The following is a 12,975-nucleotide window of genomic DNA, read 5'->3' on the forward strand; positions in this document are numbered from 1 at the left end:
TCCTTGTGCAGCCATTTGCGTCGTGGGCGGGGCAGGGGGGCGGCTAGAATGGCGTGATTGCGACCCCTCTTCCGGAACCGTTCTTCTCGATGACAACCCTCGTCCGTGTTGCCGCTACGCTAGTCGCTCTCCTCGCTTGGACCCCGGGATTGCGTGCGCAGCAAATCAAAGCCTTCCCTCAGGCCGAGGGTTACGGTGAGAACGCCCGTGGGGGCCGTGGCGGGGACGTTTACCACGTCACCAAGCTCAACGACGATGGTTCGGTCGGCACGTTGCGCTACGGCATCGAGAACGCTCCCGGCGCGGGGCGGACGATTGTCTTCGACGTCGGCGGGTGGATCAACCTGAATAGCAAGCTTGGCGTCACCCGCGACAACATCACCATCGCAGGCCAGACGGCGCCGGGGGGCGGCGTCGGAGTAAAGGGGCATCAGTTCTCCGTCGGCGCCGACAATATCATCGTCCGCCACATGCGCTTCCGCCCCGGCAAGGGCGCGGGCCGTGTGGACTCGATCAGCGTCTCCAGCGGCCACGACATCATCTTCGACCACATCTCGGCCGGCTTTAGTTACGACGAGAACGCCTCGGCCAACGCCACCAGCCGCGGCGGCGTCTACAACCTCACCTTCCAGCACAGCGCCATCGCGTATGGCCTCGAAGACCACTCGGCCGGTTCGCTAATCCAGAACGTCAACAACCTCAGCTACCACCACAACCTCTACGCCCACAACCACACGCGCAATCCCAAGGCCCGCGTCGAAGGCGACGGCATGGATTGGGTCAACAACGTTGTCTACGACTACAACAACGGCTTCATCGCCGGCGACTCGGACACGACCGATTACTTCTGGAAGGTCAACTTCGACGGCAACTACTACATCACCGGCCCCGGCGATGGCGGCCGCCCCATGATCAACAGCGGCCGCGAACACAACTACGGCCTCTACTTCGGCACGAACGCCTACGACAACGACGGCGACGCCCAGCACGACGGCGTGATCTACACCGGCGAAGATCGCCGCACATTAACGAACGTGGTGACAGGTACGTACACTTGGTCAGAAACGCGTTACGGCACGAAGGACGTGTGGCAAAGCGAAACGCCGCAGGACGCCTACGAGCGCGTCCTTGCTAACTTCGGCGCCACGCCATGGAACCGCGATGAGGTCGACCAGCGAACGCACGACAACGTCGTCAACCGCACCGGTTCGCTGATCACACGCGAGAGCGACTTGGCTGGGATTTCCAACGGGGGCTTTGGGACACTCGCCGCCGGCTCTGCGCCGAACGATCGCGACAGCGACGGCATCCCCGACGAGTGGGAAAACCGCCACGGCACGAATCCGCTCTCCCCGAACAACAACGGCGATTTCGATCAAGACGGCTACACCGATCTTGAAGAGTACCTGAATGACATCGCCGCCTCGAAGGCTATCGGCGTGCTCGACTTCAGCGGCGTCGGCCGCTACGCCGACTGGGGCCGTTGGACGCGGCAGTGGGAGCCCTCGCGGCTTGACGACGTCCGCGTCGCCACCGGCGCCGCGTTCGTTGATGCGGTGGGGCAGAAGGCCGGCTCGCTCTTCATCGGCGGCGCGCCGAGTAGCAATGGCCGCTTGTACGTTACCAGCGGCTGGATTGAAGTGACCGATAACCTCGTCGTCTCCGGCGCTGGGCGCGTCGAGCAACACGGTGGTGAGACTCGCGTTCTCAATGGCGGCGTCGAGGTCGAAGGGGGCGCTTACCGGCTCCTCGGCGGCGAACTTTCGACGCCATCGCTGACGATTTCTTCAACCGCCGACTTCGAGTTCAAGGGCGGCGTTCTGGCGACGGACGAGATTGACGGCGACATCCTCAACCAGGGCGGCCGGCTTGAGATTGGCGCCGCCGGCGCAACGATGGCGATACTCAACGGCGACCTGGCTCTGAGCGCCGGCGTTCTGGCGGTTGAGCTTGATTCAGCCAGCAATGCGGACGCGCTGCTGGTGAGTGGCGACATCGTTCTCGGTGGCGTCCTCGACGTGACGACCCTTGGGTCCTACGTCCCCGCAAACGGCGCGAGGTGGGCGATCCTCGGCGGCGCGTCACTTACGGGCGCCTTCGAGTCGGTGACGCCGGGCTTTTCGATAGAGGAAATCGACAACGTCCTCTGGCTCGTCGCCGGACCCGGCGCGAGCCAGAGTGTGCCGGAAACGACCGGCGTCGTGCTCGTACTCGGTGCGGCCACTCTGCTGCTCGTCGCGCGCCGCCGTCCCACAGCCGCTTGCGGCTTAGCGGCGGCCCTTACGCTCTCGCTCACCGCGTCAGCCCAAGCCGTCACCATCGCAACCATCGCCGACGCCCAGCTCAGCGAGAACGGCACAACTGGCCTTGGCGACGCGACCGACAGCGGCTCCGGCACAGGCTCCTCGCTCAACGCCCGTTGGAACTACGCCAGCACGCCGTCCAACCGCAACGAATGGATCGCCCTGAAGTTCGACCTCAGCGCCTACGCCGACAAGTCGCGGCTCAACAACGTCTCGCTGCGGCCGACCATGTTCCGCGGTAATGCGAACAACTCGCAAACGCTCCGCCTCTACGCCCTCACTCCTGGAACGGCCGGAGAAGACTGGAACGAATCAACGATCACCTACGGCGCGATGCCCGGGTTCACGTTCGACAGCTTCTCGACAACGAATCTTCTCAACGTGGGCGGGCCCTTGGTGGACCTCGGCAACTTCGGCTACTCGGGCTACACCGGCGAAGGGAACGTTGGCGTCATCAACCCTGCGTCGCTGACGAATCTTGTGCAGTCGATGGGCGACAACGACTTGTTGACGCTGCTCGTCTCTTACGGCGCTTCGGCCAACGGCCAGTGGCGGATCGCGTCGCGCGAAGCGACCGCGACGGAGACCAGCGCCCTCACCGGACCTGCGGGCACGTTCGCCGCCAGACTCGACTTCGATGTCACCTACGGCGGCGTGCTTGGTGACTACAACGACGACGGCGTCGTTGACGCGGCCGACTACACCGTCTGGCGTGACAGCGGCTCGGCGCCCCTCCCCAACGAAGAAGTCTCTCCCGGCGTCAACGACATCGCTGATTATCTCTACTGGGCCGAGCGATACGGCGCCACCGACACCGGCCTACCCGCCACAGCCGTCCCCGAGCCGGCAACGCTATTGATGATCGCCGCGGTTGCGGCCGGCAACCTGAGCCGTCGGCGTTAGCCGAGGGTTGTGCTACGAAGGATTCGCCATCTCAATCATCGGCGAGACGGGAGCGTCAGCGACCGGAGGGAAGCGGGTACGTTGTTCCCTCCGGTCGCTGACGCTCCCGGCTCGCCTTGTTCGTCGGCTCGCCTTGTTCTTGAGGGCAAGTTTTTAGCCCGCCGCTAGCGCCGCCGACGTGCACGGCTGCGACGCCTCGACCACCTCCGGCGGCCCACCCCACACGAACGTCGCCGCGGACGTGACCGCCGCCAGCGCGACGAACACCCATAGCGAGGGCTCGTAGGTGCCGGTGAGGTCGAGCGTGAGGCCCATGATGAACGGCCCCACGCTGCACGCGGCGACCGTCACGGTCCAGACGCTGCTGCGGATCGATCCCAGCTCGCGGCGGCCGAAGTAACGCGGCCAGAGCGTGTTGCCTGTCACCGCCATCAGGCCCTGCCCGGCGCCGAGCATCACGCCGCCGGCGTAGACCACCAGCGGCGTTGTCCCCTCGCCCATCACCAAGACGCCGCCGCCCAAGAGCGCCATGGCGACCGCCATCAGCACCCGCAGCGGCAGCCGGTCGGCGAGCATCCCGCCGTTGAGCTGCATCAACGCCATCGCCGACGCGACCCACGGGAACACGGCCGCGGCGTGGCCGCTGGTGAGGCCGTTGCGGGTGAGCATCGGGTCGAGGTTGAAGAAGATGGCCGTGCAAAGGAGCCCTGTCAGCGCGGCGCACGCCGTGGCGGTCCAATAGGCCGGTGTACGGACGGCTTCGCGGAGCGTGAACGAGACGCCGCCCTTCGGCCGCGTCGCGTGCGCCGGAGCAGCGGCCTCCGCCATCGCGTCGATGTTGTTGCGGTAGGTGAGCACCATCAGCGGCAGCAAGAGAACCAGCAGCACGCCGCCGATGACGGTGTACGCGTCGCGCCAGCCGAAGTACTCGATCAGCGAGTTGTAGACGAACGGCGTCACCGCGACGCCGCACGCGGCGCCGATGCCGGCGATGCCCGAGGCGAGCCCCAGACGCCGAGAGAACCACATGCCTAGCGTGTTGCCCGACGCCATCGACAGGCCGCCCTGGCCGAACGCGCGGAGCAAGAAGAACGCCAGCGTCAGGCCGACGATCCCGTTGACGCGGGAGATCACGAAGCATGCCGCCGCCACGACCGCCACCAGCACCAGCGAGACCCGCCGCAGCCCGACGCGGTCCATCCGCCGCCCGATCCACATCAGCGGCACGGCCGCCAGGGCGCTGGCGAGCATGTAGGCGCCGGTGAGCTCCGTGTGCGACAGGCCGAGCGAGTCGCGCATCGGCTCGTTGAACAGCGACACGCCGAACGTCTGCCCGGGGCTGGTCCCCAACTGCATGAGGATCGCCAAGGGCAGCATGACCCAGGCGTAGGGGGGGTCCCCGTCGCGGGGAACTCGGTCGAGACGCGCTGTCGCGCTAGCGCCATCCAGGGCGGGGCTCTTCATCGATTCAGGCGGGTCAGCAGGCGCTGGCGGATCAGCGGGGGAGTCGCTGAGGTGGGGACGACCATCCTACGCAACAGGGTTCGCGCCGCGTAGGGCGAAAGCAGTGAACCGCCTAACGTAGCGATCGCTTTTGGGCGAACCGCAAACGCCGGCTCCCCAGCACTCGGAGTGGCGCGCTCCTCCAGGTTACAATCGCCTGCATGCCTGGACTCTTCGCCGGTACTCCGTTTGAACGCCCCGTGACATGCGACCGCTGCGGGCGCGGGGTCGCCGCGTGCGATTGCCCCGCCGCAGCGCCGCCACCGAAGTCGCCGAAAGAATTCGAGCTGCGCGTCCGCCGCGAGCGCCGCCGTGGCAAGTGGTGCGCGGTGGTCGCGGGTCTCGAATCGGATGCCGCAACCCAAAAGTCGCTCCTCAAAGAACTCCGCAGCGCACTGGGCGCCGGCGGTGGCGTCAGCGACGGTGAGCTGGTGCTGCAGGGCGATTGCCGCGACAAGGTGCTGCAAAAGCTGGCAGCGCTCGGCTATCGAGCGAAACCCGCCGGCGGCTGAGTCGCGAAGCACCGCTGTTGAACCACCAATCGCCGAGAGCCCACCACGCCAGCCGTGGGAGTTCGCCGCGATACGACCAACAGCCGCGCAGTCAGCCGCACAGTCGTTCGCCAACCGACCTCTTCGGTTGTTTATCACTCAACCGATGCGTGCGGCTGAGCAAAACAGGGAAGCCTGACGCCGACGTTCCGAACGATTTACCGGCTTTGCTCGCTGGCGCGGTTGTTGCTTTCCTCGCAGGCAGCCATTCGCTCACCTTGCCGCCAGGAGTGCGTCGCCATGACCTTCCCGCTTTCCGAAAGTGTTGAATCGCAGGCAGCGGTTACCCTCACCGACCCGCGCGACCTCTATCCGCAGCCGCCGTTCCCGGACCAGTCGCAATCGCCCCCGGGCCTGACAAAGGAGATGGACCCCACGCCCGACCACGGCGAAAAGTCCTACGTCGGTGCCGGCAAGCTCCGTGGCCTCTCGGCGATCATCACCGGCGGCGACAGCGGCATCGGCCGCGCCGCGGCGATCGCCTACGCCCGTGAAGGCGCCGACGTGATGATCTCCTACCTCAATGAAGATCGGGACGCCGAATCGGTCGCCGAGTTGATCAAGCAAGAGGGCGGCAAGATCGCGCTTCATCGGGGCGACCTCGGCGCCCCCGACATGGCGGAGCATCTCATCGACGCGGCGCTCCGTGAGTTTGGCAAGCTCGACATCCTGGTGAACAACGCCGCGTTCCAAAGCACGGGCGATGACGCCGAGGACTTTTCGAATGAGGAGTTCGAGAAGACCTTCCGGACGAACGTCTTCGCTCCTTTCTACCTCAGCAAGGCGGCGCTCGAGTACCTGCCCGCGGGTGGGTCGATCATCAACACCGTGTCGATCCAGGCTTTCCGCCCGTCTCCACAACTGCTGGCGTACGCCGCGACGAAGTCGGCGTTGACGAGTCTCACCAAGGGCTTCGCAAAGCTCGCGATCGAGCGCGGCGTGCGGGTCAACGGCGTGGCGCCCGGCCCGGTGTGGACGCCGTTCATCCCGACGACCATGCCGACCGAGAAGACGGCGAAGTTCGGCGGCCACACGCTCTTCGGCCGGCCCGCTCAACCCGCCGAGTTGGCGCCGCTGTACGTCTGGCTGGCGTCGCCCGAGGCGAGCTACGTCACCGGCGAGGTCTACGGCGCCACGGGTGGTTCGACGCCCCTATAGAAACGGGTGTGAACGAGTCACTTAGCCCCCGGTCAATGACCGGGGGCTAAATGGCGTTATCGCACCCACGTCGCCGGTTGCTCTAGCGCCACGTTCTCACGCAGCCGTCGTCGCTCGGCGTAGCGGTCCGCGGTGACGCGCACCCGGGCCGCGAACTCGTCGCGTGTCGCCGCATCGACCTGTTCGAGCCTGCCAGCGAGTCGGACCATGCCATCCGGATTCGTCTCGGCCGTGCGTGAGAAGAGCGCCACAAACCGCATCGTCTCGACGAAGTTGTGGTCCGCCGTCCGCAGGATGAGCGGCTTGAGCGTCTTCGCCACCAGCTTCGTCGCGGGCCCCTCGAAGCGGATGAACGTATCGAGCCGCGTCGTGAGATAACAACGGCCGTTGCGTTCTTCGATGGGCTCGGCGCGGAGCAAGATAACGCTTTGCCCGTCGATCGAGCTGGGCATCGGCGGCGCTTGATACGATCCCTCAGCCAAGAGCAACATCCGTAGCGGCGCCGCGCCCCCCCCTTCGCGGTGCAGCACACGGATGTCGCCCGCCGCGCCCGCCGTGTCGGCGACGCGGTACCGTCCCGGCGCGATCGGTTCGAGCCGCAGGCGGCTCACCCCCATCACGTTCCACGAATCGACGATGAGCTCTGGGTGGTCCACCAGGTAGGCGAACAACTCGTCGTCGCAATCGATGACACGGGTCGGCATCTGCCGGTAGAGCGTGGCGTCGGTCACGATGCGCTGGACCTCGGGGCGGTCCGCGGCCGTGAGCGATTGCCACGGGATGGCGCGGAGCGCCGCTTGTCGTGCGTCGGACGACTCGCTCCCTCCGCCATCCTGGGCGCGGAGCGGGGCCGGCAAGAGACACACGGATAGCACGAGGGCCATCAGCCCCAGTGTTCTCCGTTCTCGATGCGCGCGGCCCGACCCCCCCGGTCGGAACGCCATAACTCCCCCCCAGGATTGGCGTCCGTGCAGGCGCGCCGTTGAGGGGCGGCCTGCAATGATCGTATCAACTCAGCCGTTTAGTTCGGTTGTAGGGACGCCGCGACGTGAAGGATTCGTGAGGCGCCAGCACGCGGTCGCGACGGATCGGTCTTGCCTGCGCGGGCCTTGGTTCGGGATGCTCCGCGGCGATGCCCCGCATTCTTCGAATCCCCCGACTTCCCGCTCCGTTGCGGACGCGATTGCGCTGGCTGGTCGTGGGCGGCGTGCTAGCAGCGATGGGCGGCAACTTCGTATGGCGTCTCGCCGACGCCCACCTCAAGGCCGAGGCGGCGCGGCAGACGCTCGCCGGCGAGAGTGCGGCGGTCGTGGCGATGCGGGACGATTGGTGCCAGCATGTCGTCCCGGTCGCAATCACCGAACCCGGCGAGGCAGGCGACGCGGCTCGTACAGCGGCGGCGGCAAGACTCAACTACGCCGTCTCGCGCGCGACGCGGGGCGACGAGAAGCTACTGCGCCAACTCGCGCCCCAAGTGCTCGCCGCCATCCGAGCGATCGAGGGAACGCCAACGGACGAAGGCGGCCGTTGGGGCGAATGGGTGCTGCGGCGGATGTCGGCGGCGATCGAGGCGTTGCCCCTCAGCGAGCGGGTGGCCCTGCTCAAGGAGATCGACGACACGCTGGTGGTGCTCTCGGAGACGCCGCGGCTCGAGCCGGTGGCGCCGCAAGTAGCGATTGTGGAGACGCCGCCGGTCGCCGCTAAGCCGCAAGCGGCTGACGTTACGGCGGCGGCAGCGCCGCCGGCTTATGAGATGGTTGTCCGTCCGGCGCCGCCGGAACCGACGCCAGCGCCTCAAGCGCAGCAGACCCTGCCGGCCATGCCTTCGCTGCGAGAGGTTGCGTCGCAATGGCGCCGGCCCGAACGCCAGTTGCCGACCGAGCCAACCGAACCCGCCGAGCCGGCGCCCCTCGACCAAGCCGCGGTGGCGCCGGCGGACCTTGAGGACCGCGAGCTGTTGGGCGAGGCGCTGCGGATCGAGAGCCTGCTCGCCATGTCGGCCGATGGCTCGCCGCAGGCGATGGGCCCGTCGCGGGTCCCGATGCCGCTCAATGAGAATGAGGCGGAGACGCGCGGTCGTCTCGACGCGGTCCGTCGCGAGCTCGTCGCCCGCGGCTACGCCGGCGTTTCACGCCAACAGGTCGAAGGGCTGCTGCTGCCCGACGCCCGTGAGCGGGCGGCGTTCGTCGAAAGCCTGCTCACCGACCGCAGTGGCGACCCGGCGCGGGTGCTGCTGCTGATGGCCGGTGATGAGTCGCCCGAAGTCCGTGCCGCCGCGATCTCGGCACTCGGCGGCTCGTCAAACCGAGCGCTCGTCACCAAGGCGCTCGAGCTAGCGATGCGAGATCAGGACTTAAGGGTCGGCCGATTAGTCGAGCCGATCCGAGAGCGGCTGCGCTAACGCCGATCACGATTCGGGCAAACGGCGACTACCGCCGCAGCGTCTCGAGCGGCGTCACGCGTTCAGCGACGACGTGCTCACGACGCAGATCGGTTCGGTACCCGCGCTGCCCATCGAGGCCGACACGCTGGCCGACCATCCCTTTGAGACGCGCGTCGAGTTCCGGCGTCGGAGTCACGAGGGCGGCGATGCGGCCGTTGTCGTCGATGACCGCGTACTTCGGCGCGTCGGGCCGCTGCGAAACGACGGGCCGCAGCACGCCGCTGGCGTCGTGACCGCTGTTGCTTCGCGTTGCGGTCAGTTGTGTAGGCGGAGCCAGGCGTGGGATCGACTGCGCGACGGCCTGCGAGGTAGGCGACCGCCAACCGCCCGTGTCCTCGACGCCGCCTCGCAGCTTGGCGCCCAATCGGCGGAAGTTATCAATCCTTGCGGCGGCGTCACGCACGGCGTTCCGTTGCGCGTCGTTCGCGGCGAGCGTGAGCAACTCCGAGGCTTCGGAGTCGAGCCGATCGAAACGCCACAGGCTGGGGCGCTCGACCACAATCGTTGAGAGCGCCAGCTCCAACGCGATCAGCCGCTGCTCGAAGTCGGGCTTTGCCGACGCCGAGGGCGTCGCGGCGGGCGTCGCCGCTTCGACGGGCGTCGGCGTCACTTCGGGCGGCGCCGTCTCATAGCGAGCGGGCGTCGCACCGTCGGCGGTCGCGGCGATTAGCACCATCAACAGGACGTTCATCGCAATTCCTCTCGCAGCAGCACAACGGCCCGCGGAGTACGGACCCGCCGCGGCTTGTAGCGAGAAAGCAGCGTTCGCAGCAACCCAAATCACCAGCTAGCAAGAGGGCTCTCAGCCGTAAGCGGCCGCCCACGGCAGAACCCTGTTTCCGGCGCCGGCCGTGGGCTGCCGCCCGCGGCTATGGGTTATCTCACAAGAGATCCGGTGCTAGCTGCTAATCGCTGCGGCGTTTACGCTGGAGAGTTCCGTTAACAACGCACCGGTCGCATGCAGCCCGATACTCTTGGCCCCTACACGCTCGGCGAGCCGCTCGGCAAGGGCGGCATGGGGTCGGTCTACAGGGCCAAGCACCGCGACACAGGCGACATTGTCGCGGTCAAAGTCTTGAACCCGCGCCTGGCGGTCGCCGAGGGGTTCCGCGATCGTTTTGAGGCGGAGATTGAATCGCTCAAGGCGCTCAAGCATGCCGGCATCGTGCGGCTGTTTGGCTACGGCGAAGAGGACGGCGTCCTGTTTTACGCCATGGAGCTGATCGACGGACCGAGTCTCGAAGAAGAGTTGCGCAACGGCCGGCGGTTCGACTGGCGCGAGACGACGCAGATCGCGATCCAGGTCTGCCGCGCTCTCAAGCACGCCCACGATCACGGCATCATCCACCGCGACCTCAAGCCGGCGAACATCCTGCTCACCAAGAGCGGCGCCGCCAAGCTCGCCGACTTCGGCATCGCACGGATGTTTGGTTCGTCGGGCGTCACGATCGCCGGCGGCGTGCTGGGGACGGCCGACTACATGTCGCCCGAGCAAGCGGCGGGCACGCCCGTCACCGCGCGGTGCGATCAGTACAGTCTCGGCGGCGTGATGTACGCGCTGCTCACCGGCCGGCCGCCGTTCCGCGCCGCGGACATGGCGGCGATGCTCCAGCTCCAACGCTTCGCGATCCCCGAGCCCGTCCGTCGCTTCGCGCCCGACACGCCGCAAGACCTGGAGCGGATCATCGGCAAGCTGCTCGAGAAGGACCCCACGGATCGTTTCCCGAATACGCGGATCGTCGCCCGCCGACTGGAGGCGATGAGCCTGGCGCTGGCGCGCGTGGCGGCGGATGACTTTGAGTTGTACCAGACGGCCCAGGCCAAAGCCGTCGTCGCCGAAGTCGAAGAGGACGAGCTGTCTCAAGCCGTCACGCGCGACGCCACCGAGGCCGAGGCGCCACGGCAGTCGCGGATGGAACGGACCTCGGCCTTCGCACCGGCAAAGTCGCTCGTGCCGCCTTCCGATACGCGTTACACGCATGTCGAAGTCGAAGACAGCGGCGACGACGCTTCACGCTGGTTTGCCTTGCTCGCCCCCGCGGCGTTGACGCTCTTGGCGGCGGCGATGATCGGCTTCTTCGCTTGGCAATTCACTCGGCAGCCTACCGCCGACGAAGCCTACGAGCGTATCGCGCAGAGCGTCGAAAGTGGCGAGACGTCGTCGTCCGCGAAGTCCGACATCGATCGCTTTCTCCGGCACTTTCCCGACGACCCACGTGTCGAGGAAGTCGCCGACTGGGGACGCTCGATCGAGTCCGAACAACGCCGGCGGCGGATGCGGCTCGAACGCTGGATCGGCGGCGCGGGGGACTCACCCGAAGAGCTCCTCATGCGGCACGCCAACGATGTGGCTCTGAAGGACCCTCTCGCCGGCGCCGAAGCGTTTACGGCGCTCGGTAAGCTGTTGCGATCCGGCGACGAGCCCACGCCCGAGGCCGTCGCGCTGGCGGAAGTTGCGGAACGCGAAGCGGAGCGATTGCGGACGGAGTCGTCGGACGAGCGTCGCAAACTGGCCGAGTACTTCGGTGAACGGCTCACTAAGGCCGACGGTTCGGAAGAGAGGGCGGCCGTCGCCGCCGCGGTGATTGCCCTCGCTCCGCCCTCGCCAGAAACCGAGGCGGTGATTGAGGAGTCGCGAGCGATCCTGTCGAGTGGGCAGGCCTTGCCGTAGGGCCTATTGAGTTGTGTCGGGATCAATCCACTGCGTTCAGGGCTTCCGACGCCGATTACGCGTTGCAATCGATTACGGTATCGTGCGGGTCATCGGGGTCGGGAGACCCCTCCCATCGTCCGATTGACCGGCTTCCGTCTCATGCCCTCGTCCGACCCCCGTTACTCCCAGAGCCACGCCGCGTTCGCCCGGGCGAAGACCCTTATGCCCGGTGGCGTGAACAGCCCCGCGCGGGCGTTCGGCGCTGTGGGGGGCGAGCCGCTCTTCATCGACCGCGCCGAAGGACAGTGGCTGTGGGACATCGACGGTAATCGATATCTCGATTACATCGGCTCATGGGGGCCAATGATTCTCGGGCACGGCCATCCGGTGGTCGTGGAGGCGCTCGCCGCCGCCGTGCTACGCGGCACGAGCTTCGGCGCGCCGACCGAGGGCGAGAGCGAGCTCGCGCAGCTGATCGTTGATTGCGTACCGAGCGTCGAACGCGTGCGCCTCGTGAACTCGGGGACCGAGGCGACGATGAGCGCGATCCGGCTAGCGCGCGGTTACACGGGGCGGCCGCGGATCGTCAAGTTCGCCGGCAACTACCACGGCCACGTTGATAGCCTGCTCGTGGCGGCCGGCAGCGCAGCGGCGACGCTCGCCGTGCCGAACTCGCCCGGCGTCACTCCGGGGACTGCCGCCGACACGATCGTGCTGCACTACAACGACGCCGAGGCGCTCGAAGAGGCGTTCGCCAACCACGGCCCCGAGATCGCCGCGGTGATCTTCGAGCCTGTGTGCGGCAACATGGGCGTCGTCGTCCCGACGCCCGCCTTCCTCGAAGCGCTCACCAACCTGCCGCGCGAGAACGGCGCGCTACTGGTCTGCGACGAAGTGATGACGGGCTTTCGCTTGGCGCTCGGTGGCGCGCAGGAGCGGTTGGGCCTCGAGCCCGACCTGACGACGCTCGGCAAGATTGTCGGCGGCGGCTTGCCGGTCGGCGCCTACGGCGGCCGCTCGGAGATCATGGCGAAGGTGTTGCCCGAGGGTCCCGTCTTCCAGGCCGGCACGCTTAGCGGCAACCCACTAGCGACGGCAGCCGGGTGCGCGACGCTGCGGACGCTGCGCGAGAACCCGCCGTACGAGAAGCTTGAAAAACTGAGTGCGAGACTCGAGAAAGGCCTCGTCGACGCCGCCAAGTCCGCCGGCGCGCCGCATGTCGTGCAGCGGATGGGGAGCATGGTGACGCTCTTCTTCCACGATAGCCCGGTCCGTTCTTGGAGCGAAGCCGCCGAGTGCGACACGGCCCGCTTCGGCCGTTACTTCTGGGAGATGCTCGACCGTGGCGTCTACCTGCCGTGCAGCCAGTACGAGGCGCTGTTCATCTCGGCGGCTCACACCGAAGCCGACATCGACGCCACGGTCGCCGCCGCAAAGGAAGCGATTGCCGCGTCGGCATGA

The 12,975-nt window shown here is 67.1% G+C and carries 9 protein-coding genes; 6 read left to right on the forward strand and 3 right to left on the reverse strand.

What is annotated here, in order from left to right; all coding sequences use genetic code 11:
* Nucleotides 1–89 precede the first annotated feature (89 nt).
* On the forward strand, nt 90–3,206 hold the full coding sequence (locus Spa11_RS06615; protein WP_145109683.1) for a PEP-CTERM sorting domain-containing protein: 3,117 nt from the start codon (nt 90–92) through the stop codon (nt 3,204–3,206).
* 153 nt (nt 3,207–3,359) lie between these two features.
* On the opposite strand, the gene Spa11_RS06620 is transcribed toward Spa11_RS06615, so the two are convergent.
* On the reverse strand, nt 3,360–4,670 hold the full coding sequence (locus Spa11_RS06620) for an MFS transporter (RefSeq protein WP_145109686.1): 1,311 nt from the start codon (nt 4,668–4,670) through the stop codon (nt 3,360–3,362).
* 200 nt (nt 4,671–4,870) lie between these two features.
* Here Spa11_RS06620 and Spa11_RS06625 point away from each other — a divergent pair, with 200 nt between their 5' ends.
* Together Spa11_RS06625 and Spa11_RS06630 are read left to right on the forward strand one after the other, a co-directional pair.
* Complete coding sequence (locus tag Spa11_RS06625; protein WP_145109689.1) at nt 4,871–5,221, forward strand: translation initiation factor; 351 nt, start codon at nt 4,871–4,873, stop codon at nt 5,219–5,221.
* Between the two features lie 279 nt (nt 5,222–5,500).
* Complete coding sequence (locus tag Spa11_RS06630) at nt 5,501–6,418, forward strand: SDR family oxidoreductase (protein WP_145109692.1); 918 nt, start codon at nt 5,501–5,503, stop codon at nt 6,416–6,418.
* 56 nt (nt 6,419–6,474) lie between these two features.
* Here Spa11_RS06630 and Spa11_RS06635 read toward each other — a convergent pair whose 3' ends face one another.
* The gene (locus tag Spa11_RS06635; protein WP_145109695.1) at nt 6,475–7,302 is read right to left on the reverse strand and encodes a hypothetical protein; all 828 of its coding nucleotides are present in this window, start codon (nt 7,300–7,302) and stop codon (nt 6,475–6,477) included.
* A gap of 287 nt (nt 7,303–7,589) precedes the next feature.
* On the opposite strand from Spa11_RS06635, the gene Spa11_RS06640 reads away from it, so the two are divergent.
* On the forward strand, nt 7,590–8,819 hold the full coding sequence (locus tag Spa11_RS06640; RefSeq protein ID WP_145109698.1) for a hypothetical protein: 1,230 nt from the start codon (nt 7,590–7,592) through the stop codon (nt 8,817–8,819).
* A 28-nt stretch (nt 8,820–8,847) separates the two neighbouring features.
* On the opposite strand, the gene Spa11_RS06645 is transcribed toward Spa11_RS06640, so the two are convergent.
* Nucleotides 8,848–9,552, reverse strand: a complete 705-nt coding sequence (locus tag Spa11_RS06645) for a hypothetical protein (protein WP_145109701.1) — start codon at nt 9,550–9,552, stop codon at nt 8,848–8,850.
* 267 nt (nt 9,553–9,819) lie between these two features.
* Between Spa11_RS06645 and Spa11_RS06650 the strand changes: the two genes are divergently transcribed.
* Nucleotides 9,820–11,532 (forward strand): serine/threonine-protein kinase, encoded by a 1,713-nt coding sequence (locus tag Spa11_RS06650; protein WP_145109704.1) that lies wholly within the window; start codon nt 9,820–9,822, stop codon nt 11,530–11,532.
* A gap of 141 nt (nt 11,533–11,673) precedes the next feature.
* Entirely contained in the window at nt 11,674–12,975 is a 1,302-nt protein-coding gene (gene hemL, locus Spa11_RS06655) for a glutamate-1-semialdehyde 2,1-aminomutase (RefSeq protein WP_145109708.1), read from the forward strand.

This window comes from Botrimarina mediterranea, assembly GCF_007753265.1.
GTDB lineage: Bacteria > Planctomycetota > Planctomycetia > Pirellulales > Lacipirellulaceae > Botrimarina > Botrimarina mediterranea.

Coding starts and splice junctions, on each gene's coding strand:
- Spa11_RS06615 (WP_145109683.1), top strand. CDS start 90: ATGACAACCCTCGTCCGTGTTGCCGCTACGCTAGTCGCTCTCCTCGCT.
- Spa11_RS06620 (WP_145109686.1), bottom strand. CDS start 4,670: ATGAAGAGCCCCGCCCTGGATGGCGCTAGCGCGACAGCGCGTCTCGAC.
- Spa11_RS06625 (WP_145109689.1), top strand. CDS start 4,871: ATGCCTGGACTCTTCGCCGGTACTCCGTTTGAACGCCCCGTGACATGC.
- Spa11_RS06630 (WP_145109692.1), top strand. CDS start 5,501: ATGACCTTCCCGCTTTCCGAAAGTGTTGAATCGCAGGCAGCGGTTACC.
- Spa11_RS06635 (WP_145109695.1), bottom strand. CDS start 7,302: ATGGCCCTCGTGCTATCCGTGTGTCTCTTGCCGGCCCCGCTCCGCGCC.
- Spa11_RS06645 (WP_145109701.1), bottom strand. CDS start 9,552: ATGAACGTCCTGTTGATGGTGCTAATCGCCGCGACCGCCGACGGTGCG.
- Spa11_RS06650 (WP_145109704.1), top strand. CDS start 9,820: ATGCAGCCCGATACTCTTGGCCCCTACACGCTCGGCGAGCCGCTCGGC.
- hemL (WP_145109708.1), top strand. CDS start 11,674: ATGCCCTCGTCCGACCCCCGTTACTCCCAGAGCCACGCCGCGTTCGCC.